The sequence below is a fragment of the Microcystis sp. M44BS1 genome (genome assembly GCF_020244875.1).
Taxonomy (GTDB): domain Bacteria; phylum Cyanobacteriota; class Cyanobacteriia; order Cyanobacteriales; family Microcystaceae; genus Microcystis; species Microcystis panniformis.
On sequence record NZ_JADBVM010000279.1, the window covers coordinates 1 to 22,862 of the forward strand.

A 22,862-nucleotide genomic window follows, 5' to 3' on the forward strand; every position below is an offset into this window, starting at 1 on the left:
ATAACTGATAACTGATAACTGATAACTGATAACTGATAACTGATAACTGATAACTGATAACTGATAACTGATAACTGATAACTGATAACTGATAACTGATAACTGATTTAACCTTGCCAATTAACCCAATCTTGGGGTTTTAGGAAGACATCATAGAGTTTTGCTTCTGGGGTGTTTGGTGCAGGTTGATAACAGTATTCCCAACGGACTAAAGGAGGTAAAGACATCAAAATCGACTCGGTACGACCGTTAGTTTGCAACCCAAAAATTGTGCCACGATCATAAACTAAATTAAATTCTACATAACGACCGCGACGATAGAGTTGAAACTGACGTTCTCTGTCACCGTATTCCGTCGAGTGCCGTTTCTGGACAATGGGAACGTAAGCGGGTAGAAAAGCTCGGCCACAGTCATTAATGAAACTAAAAATTTCTTCCCAGTTGCGGGGTTGTTGGGGAGATAATTTTTCTGAATAGATAGCGGCATCACTTTCGGCAAAAGGACCACGATAGAGAGGGTCTAAACCGTCTTGGTAATCAAAGAAAATCCCGCCGATGCCTCTGGCTTCCTGACGATGATTGAGATAAAAATATTCATCACACCAGCGTTTAAAAACGGGATAATATTCGGGATGATGTTGGTCGCAAACCTGTTTAAAAGTGCGGTGAAAATGACTAGCATCTTCTTCAAAAGCATAGTAGGGAGTTAAATCGGCACCACCGCCAAACCACCAAACTGGACCTGCTTCAAAATAGCGATAATTGAGGTGAACCGTGGGAATATAAGGATTGCGAGGATGTAAAACCATCGAGGTTCCCGTGGCGTAAAATTGATGACCGGCAGCCTCAGGCCGTTGTTTGGCAATGCTAGGAGGTAATTCTTTCCCCCAAACTTCCGAAAAATTCACCCCTGCCTGTTCAAAAATTGCCCCTTCCCGCAAAACTCGCGAACGTCCGCCGCCACCTTCGGGCCGTTGCCAACTATCTTCGATAAATTTTGCTTGTCCATCCACTTCTTCTAATCCCTGACAAATTTCATCCTGTAGGGATTTCATGAATTCACTGACGCGGCTACGGCTGTCACTGGCGGGCAAATTGGCAAGGGTGGGGGTTGTGGTGAATGCAGTCATACTCAAGGATCAAAGTTGATAACTCAGTGATTATATTACTACTGGGTGATGAAACGGCCGCTCTTCGATACTTAACTTAACATTTAGACGGATTGGGAGCAGGGAGCAGGGAGCAGGAAGTGGCAAGTGGCAAGTGGCAAGTGGCAAGTGGCAAGTGGGGAAATTGAACTAAAACCCCAAAACCCCAAAACCTAAAACCTGTCTCCTGAATACTGACTCCTGAATACTGACTCCTGAATACTGACTCCTGAATACTGAATCCTCAATTTCGCCCGAATTAGTCTCAATCAGGTTTTTTTAAGAGTTCTGCCCCACAGTTTTTACAAAAATTGGCATCTATATCGTGACGGGGTAAACCACAATCTGGACAAGGATAATCAATTTGAGTGCCAGATTTTAATAGTTGTTTAGTCAGAGCGCTAATCTGCAAGGGAATTAACAAAACTCCCGTTAAAATCATTAAAACTGTCACCATTTTGCCCCCATCGGAAAGGGGAGTTACATCCCCAAATCCCACGGTAGTCATAGTCACAACGGCGAAGTAAAAAGCATCAAAAAATGTCCGATAGACTTGGGGATTAATTGGGTGTTCGATCTGATAAATTAAACCAGCATAAACAAAAATAATCGAAAATAGAGTTAGTAATATGCGAATAAATACTATCTGATCGGAAGTTTTAATTTGAAAAATAGAAAGATCGGAACCAAAAAAACGAATCACTCGCAAAATTCTAAACCAGCGAAAAATTCTAAAAAACCTAATATCAAAAAATCCAAAAAATAGGGGCAGAATTGACAATAAATCTAGGATGGAAAAAATATTAAAAACAAAGCCTATTTTTGATTCCGCACACCAAAACCGAATTAAATACTCTAGGGAAAATAAGCTTAAAATTACCCAATCAAGCTGACGTAACCACATTTGCCAAGTGGCGGATAAGGGATAGGTTTGAGCCACATAAATCCCCAAAGATAGTAAAATTAATGCCAAGATAAGCAGATTTACCGTCAGTCCGATCGCCGTGGTGACATCCTCTAAATAAAAAGCTATTTTGGCACGAAAAGAGAGCATAAATTCAGCGATCAGTAAACAGTAACCAGTAATCAGTCAACTGAAAACTCACATCTGATAACTGCTCACTGATAACTGATAACTGATTAAGGTAATTCCACCGAAGTTGGTTTAGCAATATGAGGCAAACCCCAACCCAATTTTTCCCGGAGGATGCGGAAGAATTCCGTCGATTGCAGACGAATAAAATGGACTTGGTGGGGCGATTTCTGCACATTAATTCGATCTTCTGGCAAGATATAAGAACCGCCATTACCGTCCACTACCATCACCATCCGATTAGCAGTTGCTGGGAAAATATTTACAGTTTCCTTGTCAGAAAATACCAAGGACCTGGAAGCTAAAGAATGGGGACAAATGGGAGCTAATTGTAATACCGGCACATCGGGAGTTATTACTGGGCCACCGGCACTGAGAGCATAGGCAGTAGAACCGGTAGGAGTGGAGAGAATCACCCCATCGGCAGCGATATCGACGGGTGCGTGTTCACCAATTTGAATCTCAAAATGACACATACTGGTGAGGGGTTCCCGGTGGACGACCACCTCATTGAGAGAAAGTGCCTCCCAGAGGAGGGTATCTTCGCGAAACAGTCGTACCGTGATCATCGAGCGATTTTCGAGGGTGTATTTCCCCTCTAGAACCAGTTCTAAGGCGGGTTCAAGCTGATTTAGGTAAATTTCGGTCAAAAAGCCCATGTGTCCCGTATTGACCGTTAACAGGGGCAAATTGAGGGTGGCCAACTGCCGGGCCGCCGATAGGACTGTACCATCGCCCCCCAACACGATCGCAAAACTTAAATCTTGCTCGAAGTGGGGGGGGACTAACTGATCGATCGGGGTAAAACAAACGGGACGAGAGGGTTTAGAATGGCCTAGCAGACCACCGCTGCCGGTAGCCATAAACACCTGCCAACCTAGGGAAAGTAGCTGATCTTGTATCTGATGGGCTGTTTTACAAGCGATAGGCTTAATATCGTTGTAAATAATGCCGATTTTGGGCATTGACAAATTTTCCTACTGCTGGTTCACGCTTTCTTTTTGAAAGGGGTTTTCTTCTTCTTCTGAGCTTTTTGTTTCTCGAAGTCGATTTCCTTGAGCTTCTTGAGAATGCGGCTAAAGTATTCTTGTAAATAGGATTCTAAAGTAGTTGTTTGACTCGGATCAAGGCCAAATACTTGATAAACTTCTGCCATTGGGGCATCAAGAGCTTGACCACTAGCGAGAACTTCCGCAAAAGCTAGTCGGTCAGATATATTATAAGTCCATTGGAAACAACGGCTTATTCCTCGCATAAAACGCAGTAATCCCATGGGTAAACGCCAAATTTTCCCCTCTTTACCCGATAGGCGTTCGCAAACTTCGATAATTTCTTCAGCTTTCCAAGCTTTGCTGCCCACCACGGGATAGGATTGACCGACGGTTTCGGGGACTTCTAGGGCGCGAACGGCGAATTTAGCGATATCTTGCGTGTCCATGTAGGCGATCGCTGTACTTTCTCCCGTGATCCAGACGGTTTGATTATCTAACATCGGGATGGCGTATTGACCGATTAAACCCTGCATAAAGCCACAGGGACGGAGAATTGTATATTTTAAACCCGATTCTGCTAGAAATTTCTCGGTGCAGCGTTTTATCTCCATCAAAGGCACGTTGGGATATTTTTCGGCATTGAGGATCGAAAAGAAAATAAAGCGATCTACTCCGGCGGTTTTGGCCGCTTGAATCAGATTAACTTTACCATCCCAATCCACCTGTTTAATGCTGGCTGAGTCCGTCGCCCGGGCAGTAGCGGCATCGATCACCGCGTCCATTCCCTCTAAAGCAGCAATAATCGTACTTTTATCCCGTAGGGTTCCCCCGACTAATTCCGCGCCCCATTCCTTCAAAAAAGCCGCTTTTCTCTGACTGCGTACTAAACAACGCACTTGATGTCCCTGATCGATGGCATGACGCACGATCTGTCGCCCTAGGGTTCCCGTCGCACCGACAACTAATACTTTCATCTATAATTAATTTTTTGTTACATTTGTTAACACTTCTCTAAGATAGTATCAAAAAAGTGGCTCATTAGGGATAGAAAAATTCTAAGATTCCCCGATCCCCGTCCAGTTCTACCATTGTTCCCACTGGTAAAGCGGCATTATCGCCATCATGACCGAAAGGTAACTCAGCAATAACCGCAATGCCTAAATCGCCCAAACGCTCTTTTAAGACTTCCTCTACGGTTTGACTATCACTACCAGGAGCTGCCAGACAACGGCTAAAACGACCGAGGGCAATGGCTTTAATTTGCGAGAAAATGCCCAGCATTCGCCACTGAGTTAACATTCGATCGATCCGGTAGGGGGCCTCGGTTACGTCCTCTAGGGCTAAAATTACCCCCTCTAGGGTGGGTTGAACCGAGGTTCCGAGGAGGTGGGTGGCTACGGTTAAATTAGCTGGTAATAAGCGTCCCCGCACTTTGCCCCCACCCCAACCTTGACCGACAAGAGGGGCTAAAGGACGACCTTCCAGAAGAGAAAAGAGGCGATCAATTGATTGGGGACTTTCTTGGGCTAAGGTGGTTAAAACTGGCCCGTGAACGCTACAAATGCCCTGTTTCGCTAAACTCCATAAAATCCCCGTCACGTCGGAAAAACCGATTAACCATTTCGGGTTAGTTTTTGCCCATGTCCAATTTTCTAAGAGGCGAGCGCTACCGTAACCCCCCCTAGCACAGAGAATTGCTTGACAATCGGCATCTTGCCATGTTTGGGCTAAAGCTTGACGACGTTGCTCGTCGCTACCGGCGAGATAACCGAGACGATTAGCCCAATTCTCGCTAAATTCCACTTGATAACCCCTCGATCGCCAGATTTCTACGCCTTTTTCGAGGGCGGCTAATTCCTTGACCGCGCCACTGGTGGCCACCAGAGAAACTTTAGCACCGGGTTGCAGAAATGATGGGATGATCATAGGCAGATTAAGCTGAAATTACAGGTAATTTTGTGACAGCATGAAAACTGACAGCATATTCTATCGAATGTTTCTCGATTTTCCCGATTCGTTCTTTGAATTAATTGAGCGACCCGATGCTAGGGTTAGCAATTATCGATTTACTTCCCAAGAAGTCAAACAACTAGCTTTTCGATTAGATGGTTTATTTTTGCCGCTCGATCATCTAGAAAATTCACCCTTTTATCTGGTAGAAGTGCAGTTTCAAAAGGATGAAGACCTATATTATCGATTATTTTCGGAACTTTTCCTGTATCTTAGACAGTATAAACCTTTGTCACCCTGGCAGATAGTTGTTATTTATCCTAGTCGAGAAATTGAGCGAGAACATCCCCAGCAATTTGCCGACTTTTTATCCCTAGCAAGGGTTAAAAGAATCTATCTGGATGAATTGCCAAATGACGAGACTCCTTCCTTAGCGATCGCTCTGATCAAATTGGTTACGGAAAGTGAGAGTCAAGCTGTTAATTCTGCTAAGATTTTAATTAAACAGGCTCAAAGAGAAGTGAGCGATCGCTTAGTGCAGAGAAATGTCATTGATTTAATCGAAACCATAATCATTTATAAGTTACCACAAAAAAGTCGAGAGGAAATTGAAGCTATGTTAGAACTACAAGACCTCAAACAAACTCGTTTCTATCAAGAAGCTTTTGGAGATGGAATTGAACGGGGAATTGAACAGGGAATTGAACAGGGAATTGAACAGGGAATAAACTTGCAAAAATTGAAAACAATTCCTCTACTGCAAGACCTCGGTTTAACCCCACAACAAATCTCAGAACGCTTAGACTTAACTCTAGACACAGTGCTTAACTATTTGGCACAACAGCAACAATAATCAATCCTGTTTCAACAGTCTAGAAAAACAGTAATTGCTAAGTAGTGGACAAATGGATAGTAACGAATCAGTGACCTTTAACCTATCAGTGATAAATCGATGAATAACGACTTATTGACTTTTCTCTTTGGTGTTACCCTTCTCATTCTCTATCTAGTTTTTTCAGCTTTAACCGAGATGGGAACAAAATGGCCTTGGACAAAAAAATAAGACAAATACTTATAGATGTGAATAAACATAAAATCGCATCAAGGATTCGGTGATTGGCAAGATTCTAGAGATTTGCTATCTAAACAATTAACTCGATCGCTCTACTGATAAAATATGAAACTAATTGGTGATCTTTCCCCGAGCTTGGATTTATTCTTGTTGCTTTTTTTCTGGCATTGTCTCATCGGTGCCATTGCTACAATCATCGCTATCAATAAAGGCTATCCAAGATTAAATTGGCTAATCTTCGGACTTCTGGGAGGAACCTTTACCTTTTTTATCGCTCTTTTCCTGAAAAAAAAGCCCAAAATTTAAGGGATGATATTGCTTGATTATCCTTTAATAGTTCCCATCAACACCTCTAAATCTTCTGCGTCTAACTCCTCTGGGATACCATTGCGAATTAATTCCGAAAAATCCTCATTGGGAACCATAAAACATAGTGCATAAAGTCTTCCGTCCCCCACATTTCTAATCTCGTGAATACCCGTGGGACGGACTAATAAACTATCCCCCGGCCCCAGGGGAATCGGTTTACCATCACAGATAGCCATTCCCTCCCCTTTGAGGATAAAAAACATTTCTACGGCAAAATGATGACGATGGGTAGGGGTGCGACCGTGGGGATCGAAAATTTCCACACAGACGGTCAAGGAATCCCCCGCTACGGTAGAATCGAAGACGATCGCTAAACGATTCGTATCCCCAGCGCTAATGCGAAAAACTTGATAATCCCGGGGAGATCGAATCACGGGTAACATACAATGATCGCTGGTTAGTTGGCTATTCATCGCTAATTTCGATCGAACTGTGGATGATTCTAAGACTAGCAAAAATTTTCAACTTCGCTCGATTGCGTCCACCACTTTCCTCACATCTACGATCGCATCCACATCATGGACGCGCAGGATATCGGCCCCCTTAGCGATCGCTAAAGCACAGGCCGCCGCCGTTCCGAAAACTCGTTCTTTTGGGTCATCTTTGCCTGTAATCTCGCCAATAAAGCGTTTTCTCGACAATCCAATCAAAATAGGTAAATCTAAATCCCGAAATTGCTTTAATTCTCGCAATAACTCAAGATTTTGTCTCCCAGTTTTGGCGAAACCAATCCCCGGATCGATGATAATATTTTCCCTAGCAATACCCCACTGTAAAGCTTCCTTAACGCGATCCTGTAAAAATTCTTTAATTTCCTTGACTAAATCATCATAATGTGTTAGGGATTGCATGGTTTGCGGATTGCCCCGCAGGTGCATGAGGATGACGGGAACGGCCAATTTAGCCAGCGTCGGCAATAATAGGCGATCGAAGGTTCCCCCAGAAATATCATTGATCAAATCGGCCCCGGCGGCGATACCTTGGGCTGCTACAATCGCCCTAGTGGTATCGAGAGAGATAGGAATAGAACTTTGTTGTCGAATAGCGGTGATTACGGGGATAACTCGCGATAATTCTGCTTCTAGGCTAATTTCTTGCGCTCCCGGACGGCTGGATTGACCACCGATATCGATTATATCAGCCCCAGCCTCGATCATTTTCATCGCTTGTAGCAGGGCATTTTCAACATTGTCAAATTCTCCCCCATCACTAAAACTATCGGGAGTAACGTTTAAAACACCCATGATATAGGTGCGTTTTCCCCAAGCAAAAATATGTTCACGAATTGCCGTTAAATTAGACATAATAATAGACCTCTTGTAAAAATCAAAAATTGTTGTTAGGAGTCAGTAGTCAGTAGTCAGTAGAATTAAGAATGAATAATAATCAATTAAATGGTCTATTTACATATTTTATGCAATTTAATCCTTACTTTTGCCGTTTTTGAACCTTCACAAATTAATTATGCAAGAGGTTTAATAAATCCTGTAACTGATAACTGATAACTGATAACTGATAACTGATAACTGATTACTGATAACTGATTACTGATAACTGATAACTGATAACTGATAACTGATAACTGATTACTGATTACTGATTACTGATTACTGACGGTCATAGTTAATTTTTAGGTAGGGAAGAATCTTTTAATTGAAAATAAGCTTGTACTTCTTCTTTCCAGAGTTGATATTTTTCTTGAATTAGTTGATATTGACTGGCAAAATCGAGGGGCCAATCAACGAGATTGCTATCGATATCGGATTGCACTAATTCCCGTTCGATCAGGGTTTCTCGGATAAATTTTAAACATTCTTGTCTCAAAGCTTCCGCTTGCTCAATAATTAGCTGGACTTGATTAATTGCTCGATCGTACAATGGGGTTTGTGAATGAAAAATTTCGGAAGATGCGGCCAGATTTCGCAGTCTATGTAATTGATTTTTCTTTTCTACTAAACTAGCAATTTTCGGGTTAATTTCAAAAAGCAAGGTTTTCACCAGAGGAGCCAAGCGGCGAGTGTTAGTATAATCGTAGTTATTAAGATCTGATTTAATCAAGTGTACCTGTTGTAAATCGACGGTAATATCGTGGAATTGTATCTCGGTTTCGGTGATGGTGGGATGAATCGTTTTAACTTTCCAAGTAGTAATAGAAGTCAACTGCTGGCGATCACTATTAACCATTTGCCGCTCCATTTTCAGCACATCGAGGGGAATGCTATAAAGTTTTTTCTCAGGAATATAGATGACATCGCTACCGAGAATGCGATCGATTTTTGGACGACGATATAAATAATGATACAGGAATCGATAAAAGCTTTTACTGCCTTGAAATATCTGGACAAATAACCAAATTTTCCAGCTGAATAACCCGCTGAGAAAGCGTCCGAATAGATGGGAATTCGAGGAGGAGTTATTCATGAAATTCCGTTATCAGTTATCGGTGAGGAATCGGAGGTTTGGTTCTTTTCAGCGATCGGTAAATAGTAAACAGTAATCAGGGATAAAGATAAAGATAACTAACTAATTAACTTAAAACTTACATCTGATAACTGATAACTGATAACTGATCACTGATAACTGATTAAGGACGTTCTCCGGGTAGATTTTTTGACGAGGTTGGTTTCGATCTTACCTGTTGACGACCGTTGCGAATAACTTGTAACATTTCCCCTAATTCTCGATCGAGATGTTCTAAAACCGCTTCGGCATAGTCGTCAGCGCCTTTTTGAATTTCATGACATTCAGCTTGGGTTTTTTGTCGTAACTGTTGCACTTCCTGCAAGGTGCTGTGACGCATCTGTTCGATTTCATCGAGGGTTTGTTGTTGCAAGGATTCGCATTCCTGCTGAACCCGTTGACGAATTTGGGCCGCTTGCCGTTCTGCTTGTTGAATAATACCGGACTCATCGAGAATTTGGGCGGCTCTTTGTTGAGCGGAACGAAGGACTTGTTGAGCGTATTCCTCCGCTTTTGTGATAATTTCCTGTTCTTCCTGCAAAATTGCTAAAGCTTTCTGTACTGCTGGTGGCACGGTTTCATAGATGAGATCGATCTGTTCGGAAATCTGTCCCTCATCGATCATTGTCCAACGGGTGAGGGGGATGTGGAAACTATCAAAAATCATCTCTTGCAGACGCGCCAGATCCTGATAGATATCGAAATCGACGGGTGGACTGGGAACCCCACTATTAGAAGTGTTAGGTACTGCTTTTCTGGGATCATTAGGTTCTCGGCGCGCCATAGGTTCAGATCGTCCTCATTACTGTATTTTAGTATGTTAGCTATAGTATGAGTAAATATCCCTAGAAACGTTTTCTGGGACTAGATGGGTGACAGAGCCACCGAATTGAGCGATTTCTTTAACCACGCTACTGCTTAAAAAACTATATTCTTTAGTGGTGGCTAAAAAAACCGTTTCGATTCCTTCCCAGAGAGTTTTATTGGTGTGTGCCATTTGCAGTTCTTTTTCAAAGTCTGAGAGAACCCGCAACCCCCGCAACAGCACCTTAGCACCTTTTAATCTGGCATATTCAACCGTCAATCCTGAAAAACTGTCTATCTCAACGTTTTTCAGGTGTTTTGTACAGTAACTGATCTGTTCTATGCGTTTTTCGACGGTAAACAGGGGGTTTTTATGGGGATTGCAGAGAACTGCCACGATTACTCGCTCGAATAGTGGCACACTGCGTTCGATAATATCTAAATGACCGAGTGTAACTGGATCGAAGCTGCCGGGGTAGATGGCGATCATTTCTCAACCTGCACACCTCGCCAAAAAGCGATATATCCTTTAATATTTTGGGCTTTTGGTTTAGGATCGGGATAATACCAAGCGGCATCTTTATTGTCCTGTCCATCTATCCTGAGAGTATAATAACTAGCCTCTCCTTTCCAAGAACAAATGGTATGGGTGTTACTGGGTTGAAAATATTCAGCTTTGATGGTATCGGGGGGAAAATAGTAGTTTCCCTCGACAATTTCGCAGTTATCGCTTTCCGCTACCACTGCACCATTCCAAATCGCCTTTGCCATGACACTAACTCCTAGTTCTGGTTCAAAATTATCTTACAACAGAGTTTGTAAATGTTGAACCAGTTGGTTAACCTGCATCACTCCCTCGATTCGATCGATCGGTTGACCATTTTTAAAGACTACTAAAGTCGGTAAGGCTTGAATACCGTACTTAGTGGCTAAATTGGGATATTTGTCTGTATCAATTTTGACAATTTGTAGGCGATTTTTGAAATACATTCCCGTTTGTTCTAGAATCGGAGCCATCATTTGACAAGGACCGCACCAAGTGGCATAGAAATCCACTAACACGGGGAGATTAGTGGTTTGCAACAGTTCCTGAAAACTGGAAAACTCTTTTTTGACTGCCATAAATTGTCACCTCGCTGGAACAATAGCCTTTTCCCTACTATAGCTTTTCTAGATGCTCCTTGATTTCCCCAGAGCAGTCATCGATCGCCGGGAAAATGCTAAGTTAAGTAAAGACTCGACAGCCAACTTTCCATGAACATCCTAACCAAGCTGCTTTTTCCCGAAACTAAAACTCCAGAGCAAGTAGGTTCACCGCGAGTACAGAAAAGCCGCCGGGGAATCGAGACCAAATCCGCCGCAGAAATCGTTATTATGCGACAAGCGGGTAAAATTGCCGCCACAGTCCTCAAAGAAATTGCCGAGATCGCTCAACCCGGAATGACGACGGCGGATCTGGATGTCTATGCGGAAAAACGTATCCGCGCAATGGGTGCTACTCCCAGTTTTAAAGGTTATTATGGCTTTCCTGCCTCGATTTGTGCCTCCGTCGATAACGAAGTCGTTCACGGTATCCCTAGCCCGAAAAAACGCCTCAAAGCCGGTTCTGTGTTAAAGGTAGATACGGGGGCCTACTACCAAGGTTATCATGGGGATTCCTGTATCACGATCGCTATCGGTTCCGTCTCTCCCAAAGCCGAAAAATTAATCCGCGTGGCGGAAGAAGCTTTATATAAAGGCATAAATCAGGTAAAAGCTGGCAATTATCTGCTCGATATTGCAGGAGCGATCGAAGATCACGTTCAAGCTAACGGTTTCCAGGTTGTAGAAGATTTTACCGGTCATGGAGTCGGCAGAAATCTCCACGAAGAACCCTCGGTATTTAATTTTCGCACTAATGAGTTACCCAATGTCAAACTCCGCGCCGGGATGACTCTGGCAATTGAACCAATTGTCAATGGGGGATCTAAACATACCAGAACTTTGCGCGATCGTTGGACGGTGGTGACGATGGATAATGCTCTCTCCGCTCAATTTGAGCATACTGTCCTAGTAACCGCCACAGGTTACGAAATCTTAACCGATCGCAATAACCTATAAAATTGTCTATAGATTTTTTGCTCCGGAATCTTAATTGAAAATTTATTTAGTGGCAGGATTTAGTCAAAATGTTTAAAAATATCGTTGTTGCCTTGGATTGTGGGGAATCATCCCATCGAGTCCTCCATGCTTTGAATTCCCTTTCTCTAACGGCAAATTCTTACATCATCATCACCCATATTCTTGGTAAGAAGGGAGATGAATCGGCAGTGGATCGCCCTCATCCCTCCCGTGAGATCATTGAAGATCAATTACGCTGCTATCAATCCCAGATTGCTACCCCTAGTGAAATCGAGGTCATCTTTGGTGATCCAGCGGAGGAAATTATTCGTTTAGCGAATATCTATCAAGCTGATCTGATCGTGATCGGCAGCCGGGGATTAACGGGAGTTCAACGGGTGATCGAAGATTCTGTTAGTAGTCTCGTGGTGGCAGAAGCTACCTGTTCCGTATTGGTGGTAAAAGCATAGCAGCCAGCATTCAGCTAGAAAAGGTACTCTGGCAAGAGTGCCTAAGTAGTCTTGAGCATCACTACGGATTAAAATTTGCAAATCTTATTTTTCCCCGATGTTTTCCCCCATACATTCCCCAGTCTTTCCCCACTCACTCCCCAGTTTTCCACAGTTTACCCAGACTTTTCCACAGGCAACAGCGATATAATCGGCACTTGCTTCCAGAAAAAATTAATCTTGATTGTCAAAATCCCCATCGATAGATACTGAGTTACTGTTAAGTTAAGTAAATAAAATCTAGCTCTAACCCTTATTCCCTCGTAAATATTAAGTTTTTCTAAAGCATTCCTTTACATCTGGTAATATTGCAAGTCCCTCCAACTTGGCTCACAATAGTCCTTACTGTCCACTGCACCAGTCAGGGATTTCCCCACTTCCGATCAGAGGTAAACGATATGAATACATCAGTCAGTATCTTGGCAGAAATCCCCGAAATCCTCCACCAATCCCTACAAAAATACCTAGAAACTCACCCTGGTTGGGATCAAGATGGTGTGTTTACGGCGGCTCTCTCATTTTTTCTGCTTAATTGTCAATCCCCCGAAAGGATGAATTTTGAGGAGCAAAATAGCTGTGCCAAGGTTTATCTAGAAACTTTGTTCCAGCGCTCGGAGTGCTAATTCGGTGATAATAAGAATCGGGTCCTGGTTAAAAACCCGATTTTCCCCTATGAATTCCGATAAAACCCCTAATTTAATTATTCCTCAGCTAATTATCGGTTTGGGTAATCCCGAACCCAAATATGATCGCACCCGTCATAATATCGGTTTTGAAGCTGTGGACTCATTAGCGCGGGATTGGGGGTTATCTTGGCAGGAAAACAAGCGATTTCAAGGTTTTATCGCCGAGGGTGACGGTCCTCTCCCGGGCAAAATTCGTCTTTTGAAACCCCAAACCTATATGAATCGCTCCGGGCAATCGGTGCGAGCGGTGCTGGACTGGTATAAACTAGCTCCAGAGTCGATTTTAGTCATTTACGATGATATGGATCTGCCCCTAGGCCGGTTGAGAATCCGTCTATCGGGATCGGCGGGCGGACACAACGGTATTAAATCGATGATTGCCCACGTTGGCACGGAAAACTTCGCTCGTTTACGCATAGGAATCGGTAAATCAACCGAAAAAGCGACTATTTCCCACGTTTTAGGCCGATTCACCCCCCAAGAAAACGAAGTAATCTTGAAAGTGTTAGACTTGTCCAGAAAAGCGATCGAACTTGGTCTCAAACAAGGGTTACAAAAGGCAATGAGTCTCTACAATAATCAAAGTGTAGAGATTGGCTCTAATCTATGCTGATAGCAAATAAGCCTGATTTTAGTAATGGTTATAATCGCCATTTTCGTCTATACTCTTACAGAACCCTTGCTTAAATTTTGATCGCCCTTTGCTAGATTAGGTCAATTTTTATCCTCGATATTAGCAGTTTAAGTATGATTAATCGCCAAAGTTTGCTGAGATTCGCCCATAAGTTTAATCTCATTTTATTGATAATCGCTACAGTTTTTTGTCTTTGGGGTAATCCCGCTTTTGCCCATCGTCCCCATGATGTGATTAGTCAAGTGGAAGTTTCTCCTGATTTCCAGACAGATAATACAGTATATATCTTGGTGCGAAATAACTTTTATAAATCTAGCGACGGAGGTAGCAACTGGACAAGATTAATTCAAGGTTTAGATTATACGGGGGAATTAAGTTCCTTATCCCTATCTCCCCTCAATAAAAATATTCTCTATCTAGCTTCAAGATCCAATGGTATTTATAAAAGTGAAGATGCGGGGGAATCTTGGCAGAAAGTTAATCAGGGTTTAGAAACTAACTTTATTAACTTCGTACAAATTGCCCCTTCCGATGCCAATATAGCAGCGGCAGTGGGATTAGAAAAAGGGGTTTATTTAACCGAAGATGGCGGTAAAAATTGGTCAAATATTTTCCCCACCAAGGCACTGATAACCTTTCTCGCTATTACTCCCAACAATCCTAATCGCATTTTTTTCGGGGATGAACAGGGTAAATTATACACTTCCTCCGATGGGGGGAAAACTTGGCAGAATCTCCCCTTACCCGCTAATGTGGGGGCAGTAGATACAATTGCTTTTTCTCCTAATCTAGACAGGGATAAAACCTTTTTTGTCGGTACAAAAGAAGCAGGTATTTTTAAAACCGTTGATGATGGTAAAACCTTCCAAGCTGTTAACGAAGGAATTAAGGATAAAATCATCGAAGACATCGTTATTTCTCCCGACTATGCCCAAAACTCGACCCTTTATGCCATTACTTGGTATGACGGAATGTATGTTTCTCAGGATGGGGGCAAAAGTTGGACAAAAATGAGCGAGGGTTTAACCAAAGACAAACAGGCTGATGATTATAAAGTTCCCCACTTTATGGATTTAAAAATAGTTCAAGATACGATGTTTTTAGGGGGATTTAATGGCTTATTTAAAACCACGGATAGGGGCAAACAATGGCAGGAAATAGAAACTTTAGCCCGGGGAACAGTTATCGCCATGGCGGTTTCTCCTAATTATGCTCAGGATGGTACTGTCGTCATGGCTAATTATGTAGGCAATATCTTCATCAGTCGCGATCAAGGGGAAACTTGGACACCAATTAATCGCGGTTTAGAGGTTTATCGACTTGGTCAAGATCCCGAAGAATCAGGACAAGATCCCCGGCGTTTCTTTGACATTGCCTTTTCTCCTAACTATGGAGAAGATAGAACTATTTTTGCTGGCTTTTTACGCAATAAATTTGCCAAATCCGATAACAGTGGTGATTTATGGAAAATTATCGAAATCGATGAAGGAGTCCGCGGTCCGAGGATAGTTACGTCTCCAGATTTTGCCAAGGATAAAACTCTTTTTCTCACCAATCAGCAGGGGAGAATATTTCGTTCTACCGATGGAGGAAATACGGTTAAAAATATCAGTGAAGTGGGCAGAATTTTCGGTAATTATGCCCCTGCTATGGTAGCTTCCCCTGATTTTGCTAAGGATAAAACTTTGTTTGTCACGGGAAAAGAGGGTATTTATCAAAGTGTTGATGGTGGACTAACTTGGAACAATGTCACTCAAGGAAACCCCCTATCAAAAACCCCTAATGTGCAGTTGGCAATGTCTCCCAATTATCCCAAGGATGGGACTATTTTTGCTGGGACAATTTCTGGTTTGTTTGTCAGCAAAGATGGGGCTAAAAGTTGGACAAAATTAGAGAAACCGGGGTTTAATCCGCAAGCATCAGTAGAAACCATTGCTATCTCTCCTGATTATGCTAATGATCGCACGGTAATGGTTAGTTTACAGGGAGATGGTTTGTTTAAATCTACCGATGGCGGGGAAACTTTTAAGCTAATTGGTGATCCTAAAATCCCCCTAGTGAAAATTCATAGTATCCCTTCCTCTGGTATCTCCGTCCGATTTTCTCCTAATTACGCTCAAGATAAAACTTTATTCGGTTTTGGTGGTGCTAAAACTACAGTTTTTCGTTCCACCGATGGGGGAGAAACTTGGACAAGTGTAACTATTCCTCCTCACGCAGAAGAAAATACACCCCGCTATAAAATCGGTGAGTTTTTCTCTGGTCCCCTTGGCACAATCTTGCGCTTAGTTATCCCGATTCTCCTGGCAATCGTCGCTTATTTTCTGGTGGGTTTCCTGAAACTGGAGAAAATTATTAATCTTCCTAAACCATTCTTCCGCATGGCAGGGGCATTTATGATTTTTCTGTTTGTTTTCTTTGTTATCATCACCCAAGTTTAGGAGAAATTTTTCCCGGCGGGGCTTGACAAATCCCGCCGCTTGCCATATACTTGTATGTATAATGGGAATCCGTGCCTGCCTGCGACCTCTGATTTTTGCGGCAGTTATCCCTTGAGAGAATTAACCATCGGCAACGTAGGGATTAACCATCTTAGCGGGGTCAACAATGCGATCAAAATCCGCTGCCTCGATGTATCCTAGTTGCAAGGCTGCCACTTTCAGGGTTAAGTCCTTTTCTAGAGCATAATGAGCGACGTAGGCAGCCTTTTGGTAGCCAATCACGGGACTTAAAGCAGTCACCAGCATCAAGGATTGATTTAAAAAAGTCTCAATTTGTTTTTGATTAGCAGTCATCCCCTTAACCAAAAACTGACAGAAATTAGCGCAACCATCAGTGAGCAAACGGATAGACTGCATGAGATTATGAATCAACAGCGGTTTATAGACATTCATCTCCAGATGTCCCCCAGCGCCTCCCATCGTCACCGCTAAATCATTAGCCATCACCTGCACTGCTATCATCGATAAAGCTTCGCATTGGGTGGGATTAACTTTCCCCGGCATAATTGAAGAACCCGGTTCATTTTCCGGCAGCTGTAATTCTCCGATTCCACAACGGGGACCACAGCTAAGTAAACGGATATCATTAGCAATTTTATAGAGGGAACTAGCGATAGTTTTCAGTCCCCCGCTCAAGAAAACCAGAGCATCGTGGGAACCTTGCACGGTAAACTTATTAGGAGCGGTAATAAAGGGTAATTTGGTCAGATTAGCGATTTCGGCAGCCACATCTCGATCAAAATCCGGGGGAGCATTAATTCCCGTACCCACTGCTGTTCCTCCCAAGGATAAACGATAGACTTTTTCTAGACATTTTTCTAGCCAATCGCTGCCATCATCCAATAAACCCACATAACCGGAGAACTCTTGTCCGAGGGTTAAAGGGGTGGCATCCTGTAGGTGAGTGCGACCAATTTTAACTATATTTGCCCATAATTGCGCCTTTTCATCGAGACTATTCCGTAATAGTTGCAGACTGGGAATTAATTTTTCCTTGACTGCCAAGGCAACGGCAATATACATGGCCGAGGGAAAGGAATCATTAGTCGATTGGGACATATTAACATGATCGTTGGGATCGACGGGAGTTTTGCTACCCAGAGGATTCCCCGTCAGTTGACTGCAACGATTGGAGATGACTTCGTTGATGTTCATGTTAAATTGAGTGCCACTTCCCGTCATCCAAACATAGAGGGGAAAGTTATCTGCGTGTTGTCCGGCTAAAATTTCATCGCAGACTTGACAGATAAGGTTTTTTCTCTCCTGACTGAGACGATTTTTTTGCTGATTGACAATTGCACAGGCTTTTTTGAGAATGGCATAGGACCGGATCATCTCCCGGGGCATGAGATTATCACCGATACTAAAGTATTGTAGGGATCTTTGGGTCTGCGCTCCCCAAAGTTTATCGGCAGGTACGGGAATTTCTCCCATGCTGTCTTTCTCGATGCGAAATTCTGTCATCTTTAAGTTACTTCTGCATCTGGCCTGAAAAGAGAGGGTCTCCAGGACGACACGGATTCCCATTATAAGAAAAGTATAAGTCAAGTCTGGCTGGTTTGTCAAGCCCTATGGGAACTTTTTCTGGCGGCATTTTTACCCGGGAGGTTGACAAGAATAACTGGCAGGGTGCTGGAGTGATTATGAGACAAAAACTGTTATATTGTAGGGAAAATAATCGGTAAAAAAGACGGGATTAGAGACTATGGACACAGCGATCGCATTAAGTTGGACATTGGGAATTATCTTAGGGTTGATGACCCTTTTGTTTATCTTACGGATCGTGCTGACTTGGAATCCACAGGTAGATTTAAATAGCTTTCCCTTTAATATTATTGCCTGGCCCACAGAACCTTTTTTAATACCCGTGCGTCGACTCATCCCCCCCTTGGGAGGAGTTGATATTTCTCCGATTATTTGGGTGGGAATTTGTACGCTGCTGCGGGAAATTCTTCTCGGTCAACAGGGTTTAATTACCATGGCCTTAAAATAATTATTTAAGCGACTAGAATATGCTGACATAATTTATGTTCTAAGTCTCGTTCCTGTTTTTCTAGGGTAATAATCGCCTGTTTGATAATACTTTTAACATCCATCCCTTGGTCGTATTGTTTTAACCATTGTTGTGCAGTGTTACCTTCGCGGAGGATTTTTTGTAGGGGGGAGAGGAAACAACTAAAACCCTTTTCTTTAGCGATCGGATAAACTTGAACATAGAGGTCTTTAATCCAATCCCTAGCTAAGATTTCCCGGCCATCGTACCAATGTCTCAGGGTGGCATCAAGACTAAAACGCGCGGCAGCCTGTTCGTTTTCTTGGGTTAAAGTTAATAAATCCTCGCTGCGATTGCTGCTGGGTAATTGACTTAAAATTAAGGGGTCTAATTGGGGAGCTTGTAAAAGTTGAGTTAAACGGGCCTCTAAAAAAGCCATAACTGCTAATAAACTAATAGGATCAGCAATCAGGTCACAAATTCGCAATTCTAGACGATTGAGATTATAGGGACGATTGCTACCGTTAGGACGTACCGACACCCAGAGATGACGAACATTCTGCATCGTACCGAGTTTTAATTGTTCCTCGGTCCAGGTGACAAAATGTTTATGACTTTCAAAGAGGGGAACATCAGCGGGAGTTTGGGGAAAAACTTGCCAACGACGGGAATGGGAACCGGTGATTTTACCATCGAGAAAAGGAGAGGAAGCGCTTAAAGCCAAGTATAAAGGAGCTTCTAGGCGAATTAAGCGACAGGCACGCATTAAATCCTCATAATCGCTAATACCGACGTTAATATGAATACTGGCCGTGACCACATTAGTGCCGTAGGTCTGTTCGATATAGTCATGATAGGGATTGTGGGGGTCACTGCGATAAAAATATTGACTATCACCCAGGGAGAGGGTACTGCCAGGGATGAGGGTATAATCGCCTAAACGACGCAAATATTGCCGTAGAGCTAGACGAGGTTTTAAAGTAGCGCATAAAAGACGGTCATAGTTAGTCATGGGAGCCGTGGTATATTCTACGTTACGACTATCCGGTTCCCGGACAAAACCATCTAAATCCTTGACAATGCGATCGGATAAACCGATAATTTCTCCGGCTGCTGTTCCGGTGTACATTTCCACTTCAAAACCTTTACTTAGGAGCATCGTCAATTCACCCTGCTGTGTCTATTTTGTAGTTTGACATTATTTGGACTGTAAATGACGTTCGATCAGTAGAATCGCTACTATATCATCAATGGGGCGATCGGGAAGACGCATACCTTGGGGGATGAGTTTCTGTAATCCTTTGGGGGGAAACATAAGCCAATAGCGATCGCGCGCTTCTAGGGTACTATTGCGTTCATCCACTAGAGTAATCGGGATGGTGACACGAGCGGCAATTTTTTCGCGCCAACTTTTTGAGGTGGTTTGATTCCCCATCACCAATAATTCGATCGGATATTGTTGACAGAGACTGGCTAAACGCTCGATCGCTTGTGACGATGCTATCACCTCATGGGTATAAATTTTCCCTGTCGATGACCTGACTGCGATCCCACATTTGTCCTTACCCGGATCAAAACCGAGAATACACATAGTTTTTATCTCCTGCAGCAGTGGTCGGTTTTATTAAATCAATAAATTAGAGTGTTGGGTTTTGGGGTTTTCAGTTATCAGTTATCAGATTGCAGTTTTAAGTGGACAGTGTTAGGTGAAAACTGCCGATTACTGTTTACTGTTCACTGCTCACTGATAACAGCAGCAAGGGAATTCCAAAATTCATTGGTTCAATTATACTGTGACTCTTGCCGATACAGTCACTACCATAATATTATGGTAGGAGCGCCTAGTGGTCAGTGAGTTTATCGAACTGCGTGCGCCGAAAATGTAATATAGATATTTCGACCAAATTGAGATGCATCGTTGGGTTTCATGCTTCAACCCAACCTACGTTCATCTTGTATTTAATTCCACCCACCCACTTAACTCGCTGATAATGTTAGTATCACACAGGAAGGTCATTTAAGCTTTCTGCAAATGGATTAGAACGATCTTGACGAAGAGGAACTTCTATAGTATAGTTTTCTTCAGCACAAATTTGTCGCAATTCTGCTAAAGCTTGGACTAGGTTATCAAAATCTGTTTGAGTTTCATGGGCAGCTAATTTCTTTTTTAAGAGCAATCTTTCTTCTTCAGAAAGGGATTGGATAATTTGGACGAGAGATTCAATCAATTTGGCATTCATGGTTTTTCCTCTTTCCACTCATATTTCGGCTCCTCAAAACGAAAAGATAACTACTCTATTTCAATTTTTACAGTTTATTTTAAATAAATTAAGAGATTTAACCCTGGAATCGTGCGGGAGAGAGTCCAGATAAGGAGAGTGATATAAAAGATGCCGATACCCCATTGATACCAAACTAAAAAGGAAATGATAGCGGGTAATTCTTGATCGCGAACTCGCCAATCATTAAAGCCTAATTTTAGCAAATTATTGAGACTTAAATCGTAATAATTTAACCAATTCCAACGCTTTTGCCAAGGAATAGGAGTATAACGATCGCGAAAAAGGGGAAATTCGGGAACCACGGGTAAACGGGTGATTAATAAGCGTAATTGTCGCATACTACCATCTTGCAGGAAATAGGAACTATCCATTAAATCGTGATAGCGTCCCCGACGATAAAGTTCGATAATTAAAATTAGGGGTAAGGGGACAAGAATTAGGGCAATAGCTGTTAAAGTTAGGAGAGGACGACTGGCAGATTGCAGGATATTAAATACACCGGAAAGGGTGAGAATAATATAGCTAGTTACCATACAAAAGATTTCATAACGATTGGGAATTACTGGTTTAGGAGTGAGACGACGCACGCGATCAATTAACCAAAATAAACAGCCAAAATAGGCAAAAATTATGATTCCTGTGCCGAAAACTAAACTAAAATTTGTACCATCTTGACTTAAGAGTAATAGTAAAGCAAGGAAAGAAGTATGCAGAAAATCAGCTAACCAAGTGAGGTTAATTAGGCGAATAATTGAGATATTCTTCAGTTTTTGTTTTAACTGTTGAACTCGCAATTTTTCGGTTTTGTATTCAATTTGATTGGCATCAGCAATTTGTTCTAGGGAGCGAAAATTACGAACTAAATTTCTTAAAACTGTTTCATTTCCTGCTAGGGTTGGTAAATAAATTGCTTGACCAATTACTCCTCTATCTCCTAGTATTTTCGCTTTATCGGAATCAAAAGCTAATCCTGATACACTCAAATAACTATTTTTAGTAAAAGTGGAATTACTAAAATCTACCTGATCTAAAAGTTTCACATCTTGAAAACTAACCACACTATTAAAATAACTAGACCGGAAAGCGCCCGATTTTTCAAAAGTGGCATTTCTAAAAGTTAATAAACTTAAAAATCTACTCTTAGAAAATAGCGGACGATCTCGCCATTGACTTTGGGAAAAATTTGCCTCTTTTTCCCAGAAAGTACGGGTAAAATATGCGGGTTTATCGTATTTGGTTTGATCAAAATAAGCTTCGGCAGTAAAATGACTGCCATGGAAGTTAGTAATACTTTTAAAATGGGCCGTGCGAAAGATAGCTTTATTTAAAAATTGACTTTGACTAAAATTTACATCTCCCATAAAAGTGGCTTTGCTAAATTTCGCCACCCTAGCAAAACGCGATTCTAACCAATTACTTTCACGACTAAATTTTGCTGCCATTGCTTCGACAATTTGCAGAAAAAAAGTCTTAGAAAAGTCCACTTCTCCCATAAATACGGTTCCCTGCAACTTCACCGGTCCGCGAAACACTGTGACATTAAAAACCGGTTCATCGCTATCGAATAAAAAATTTTCGTCCTGTTGTAATAACTGTTCTTCCGTGGGTGATAATAAAGTAGCGAGAGCTACTTTTGTTAAAGGAGTCGGTAAACCCAGACGGGAAGCGATAAAATTGCCTTGAATTAAGGAATTACTAAAATCTAAACCTAGGGGTTGTTTAGCGCGATTAATTTGACCTTGAATCTGTTGATAAAATTGTTCTTGCAGTTCTTTATTTTCATCGCGGATATCGATAACTAAATTAGCTAAATCGATAGTAGTCATCCCTTCTTTAAGGACGGGTGCGCTTAAACGTTCCTGCAATAAAGTTACTGTTAAGGGAACCCTATCCACTACTGCCAAACTAGGGAGAGAAGGTAAACAGAAAAACAGAAAAATAATGATTAGTAACCAGCAGCCTTTCAACAACGCACCCACGACAGTTATTTTCCTAAACAAGCTTGGATAGCCATTTCTAAGTCCTCTTGGTTTAAATCGGTGATAACAAAGACTTCCTGCACACTTTTTCCTGTCCTCGCAATCAGCTTAAAACCACCACGAATCGGCACTGATATCCGCAATTGTAACCGCGGACAATGACCTTTTGAGCGAGAAAGTACCCCGGGGGTGACAGTGGTGATTCCTTGATAGGTAATTAACTTTTCTAATACCGCAATCAACCCCGGGATATGAGTAGAATGATTCCAAACTAAGCGACCATTATTCAT

25 protein-coding genes are annotated in these 22,862 nt (G+C 42.2%); 7 read left to right on the plus strand and 18 right to left on the minus strand.

Going from position 1 to position 22,862, the window contains the following annotated elements:
* Positions 1 to 107 precede the first annotated feature (107 nt).
* From hemF to IM515_RS21100, 5 genes are all read right to left on the minus strand, one after another.
* On the minus strand, positions 108 to 1,130 hold the full coding sequence (hemF, locus tag IM515_RS21080) for an oxygen-dependent coproporphyrinogen oxidase (protein WP_106908122.1): 1,023 nt from the start codon (positions 1,128 to 1,130) through the stop codon (positions 108 to 110).
* A 283-nt stretch (positions 1,131 to 1,413) separates the two neighbouring features.
* Complete coding sequence (locus tag IM515_RS21085) at positions 1,414 to 2,202, minus strand: ion transporter (protein WP_287626934.1); 789 nt, start codon at positions 2,200 to 2,202, stop codon at positions 1,414 to 1,416.
* Between the two features lie 86 nt (positions 2,203 to 2,288).
* A complete protein-coding gene (locus IM515_RS21090) occupies positions 2,289 to 3,206 on the minus strand; it encodes an NAD(+) kinase (RefSeq protein ID WP_002765357.1) in 918 nt (305 codons plus the stop codon).
* Between the two features lie 23 nt (positions 3,207 to 3,229).
* Positions 3,230 to 4,207 carry an SDR family oxidoreductase gene (locus IM515_RS21095; RefSeq protein WP_002765356.1) on the minus strand — a complete coding sequence of 326 codons (978 nt, stop codon included), beginning with the start codon at positions 4,205 to 4,207 and terminating at the stop codon, positions 3,230 to 3,232.
* Between the two features lie 64 nt (positions 4,208 to 4,271).
* Positions 4,272 to 5,159, minus strand: a complete 888-nt coding sequence (locus tag IM515_RS21100) for a S66 peptidase family protein (RefSeq protein WP_193959000.1) — start codon at positions 5,157 to 5,159, stop codon at positions 4,272 to 4,274.
* Positions 5,160 to 5,199: 40 nt separating this feature from the next.
* Between IM515_RS21100 and IM515_RS21105 the strand changes: the two genes are divergently transcribed.
* The gene (locus IM515_RS21105; RefSeq protein WP_287626933.1) at positions 5,200 to 6,036 is read left to right on the plus strand and encodes an Rpn family recombination-promoting nuclease/putative transposase; all 837 of its coding nucleotides are present in this window, start codon (positions 5,200 to 5,202) and stop codon (positions 6,034 to 6,036) included.
* 542 nt (positions 6,037 to 6,578) lie between these two features.
* On the opposite strand, the gene IM515_RS21110 is transcribed toward IM515_RS21105, so the two are convergent.
* The 7 genes from IM515_RS21110 to trxA form a co-directional block, all read right to left on the minus strand.
* The gene (locus IM515_RS21110; RefSeq protein WP_002758047.1) at positions 6,579 to 7,037 is read right to left on the minus strand and encodes a cupin domain-containing protein; all 459 of its coding nucleotides are present in this window, start codon (positions 7,035 to 7,037) and stop codon (positions 6,579 to 6,581) included.
* Positions 7,038 to 7,085: 48 nt separating this feature from the next.
* Entirely contained in the window at positions 7,086 to 7,928 is an 843-nt protein-coding gene (gene folP, locus IM515_RS21115) for a dihydropteroate synthase (protein WP_287626932.1), read from the minus strand.
* Between the two features lie 319 nt (positions 7,929 to 8,247).
* The gene (locus IM515_RS21120) at positions 8,248 to 9,045 is read right to left on the minus strand and encodes a hypothetical protein (RefSeq protein ID WP_287626931.1); all 798 of its coding nucleotides are present in this window, start codon (positions 9,043 to 9,045) and stop codon (positions 8,248 to 8,250) included.
* Positions 9,046 to 9,208: 163 nt separating this feature from the next.
* Positions 9,209 to 9,868, minus strand: a complete 660-nt coding sequence (locus IM515_RS21125; RefSeq protein WP_002765349.1) for an ATP synthase subunit B family protein — start codon at positions 9,866 to 9,868, stop codon at positions 9,209 to 9,211.
* Between the two features lie 36 nt (positions 9,869 to 9,904).
* Positions 9,905 to 10,378, minus strand: a complete 474-nt coding sequence (coaD, locus tag IM515_RS21130; RefSeq protein ID WP_002758057.1) for a pantetheine-phosphate adenylyltransferase — start codon at positions 10,376 to 10,378, stop codon at positions 9,905 to 9,907.
* Positions 10,375 to 10,659 (minus strand): DUF427 domain-containing protein, encoded by a 285-nt coding sequence (locus IM515_RS21135; protein ID WP_287626930.1) that lies wholly within the window; start codon positions 10,657 to 10,659, stop codon positions 10,375 to 10,377. The genes coaD and IM515_RS21135 overlap by 4 nt, the downstream gene beginning before the upstream one ends.
* Before the next feature lie 33 nt (positions 10,660 to 10,692).
* Positions 10,693 to 11,010, minus strand: a complete 318-nt coding sequence (gene trxA, locus IM515_RS21140) for a thioredoxin (protein WP_002787985.1) — start codon at positions 11,008 to 11,010, stop codon at positions 10,693 to 10,695.
* 132 nt (positions 11,011 to 11,142) lie between these two features.
* Between trxA and map the strand changes: the two genes are divergently transcribed.
* From map to IM515_RS21165, 5 genes are all read left to right on the plus strand, one after another.
* Positions 11,143 to 11,988 (plus strand): type I methionyl aminopeptidase, encoded by an 846-nt coding sequence (map, locus tag IM515_RS21145; RefSeq protein ID WP_002765347.1) that lies wholly within the window; start codon positions 11,143 to 11,145, stop codon positions 11,986 to 11,988.
* 68 nt (positions 11,989 to 12,056) lie between these two features.
* Positions 12,057 to 12,458 (plus strand): universal stress protein, encoded by a 402-nt coding sequence (locus IM515_RS21150; RefSeq protein WP_002758063.1) that lies wholly within the window; start codon positions 12,057 to 12,059, stop codon positions 12,456 to 12,458.
* A 437-nt stretch (positions 12,459 to 12,895) separates the two neighbouring features.
* Entirely contained in the window at positions 12,896 to 13,120 is a 225-nt protein-coding gene (locus tag IM515_RS21155; protein ID WP_002765345.1) for a DUF2811 domain-containing protein, read from the plus strand.
* A gap of 49 nt (positions 13,121 to 13,169) precedes the next feature.
* Positions 13,170 to 13,796 (plus strand): aminoacyl-tRNA hydrolase, encoded by a 627-nt coding sequence (pth, locus tag IM515_RS21160; RefSeq protein ID WP_287626929.1) that lies wholly within the window; start codon positions 13,170 to 13,172, stop codon positions 13,794 to 13,796.
* A gap of 134 nt (positions 13,797 to 13,930) precedes the next feature.
* On the plus strand, positions 13,931 to 16,258 hold the full coding sequence (locus IM515_RS21165; RefSeq protein ID WP_287626928.1) for a VPS10 domain-containing protein: 2,328 nt from the start codon (positions 13,931 to 13,933) through the stop codon (positions 16,256 to 16,258).
* Between the two features lie 120 nt (positions 16,259 to 16,378).
* Here IM515_RS21165 and fumC read toward each other — a convergent pair whose 3' ends face one another.
* Entirely contained in the window at positions 16,379 to 17,782 is a 1,404-nt protein-coding gene (gene fumC, locus IM515_RS21170; protein WP_287626927.1) for a class II fumarate hydratase, read from the minus strand.
* A gap of 241 nt (positions 17,783 to 18,023) precedes the next feature.
* Here fumC and IM515_RS21175 point away from each other — a divergent pair, with 241 nt between their 5' ends.
* Positions 18,024 to 18,311, plus strand: a complete 288-nt coding sequence (locus IM515_RS21175) for a YggT family protein (RefSeq protein ID WP_287626926.1) — start codon at positions 18,024 to 18,026, stop codon at positions 18,309 to 18,311.
* A 4-nt stretch (positions 18,312 to 18,315) separates the two neighbouring features.
* Here IM515_RS21175 and gshA read toward each other — a convergent pair whose 3' ends face one another.
* From gshA to IM515_RS21200, 5 genes are all read right to left on the minus strand, one after another.
* On the minus strand, positions 18,316 to 19,470 hold the full coding sequence (gene gshA / locus IM515_RS21180; RefSeq protein WP_287626925.1) for a glutamate--cysteine ligase: 1,155 nt from the start codon (positions 19,468 to 19,470) through the stop codon (positions 18,316 to 18,318).
* Positions 19,471 to 19,509: 39 nt separating this feature from the next.
* The gene (locus tag IM515_RS21185; protein ID WP_002773152.1) at positions 19,510 to 19,902 is read right to left on the minus strand and encodes a pre-16S rRNA-processing nuclease YqgF; all 393 of its coding nucleotides are present in this window, start codon (positions 19,900 to 19,902) and stop codon (positions 19,510 to 19,512) included.
* Positions 19,903 to 20,311: 409 nt separating this feature from the next.
* Positions 20,312 to 20,551 (minus strand): hypothetical protein, encoded by a 240-nt coding sequence (locus tag IM515_RS21190; RefSeq protein WP_287626924.1) that lies wholly within the window; start codon positions 20,549 to 20,551, stop codon positions 20,312 to 20,314.
* A gap of 74 nt (positions 20,552 to 20,625) precedes the next feature.
* Entirely contained in the window at positions 20,626 to 22,572 is a 1,947-nt protein-coding gene (locus tag IM515_RS21195; protein WP_287626923.1) for a pentapeptide repeat-containing protein, read from the minus strand.
* Between the two features lie 5 nt (positions 22,573 to 22,577).
* Complete coding sequence (locus tag IM515_RS21200) at positions 22,578 to 22,862, minus strand: DUF2103 domain-containing protein (protein ID WP_002732155.1); 285 nt, start codon at positions 22,860 to 22,862, stop codon at positions 22,578 to 22,580.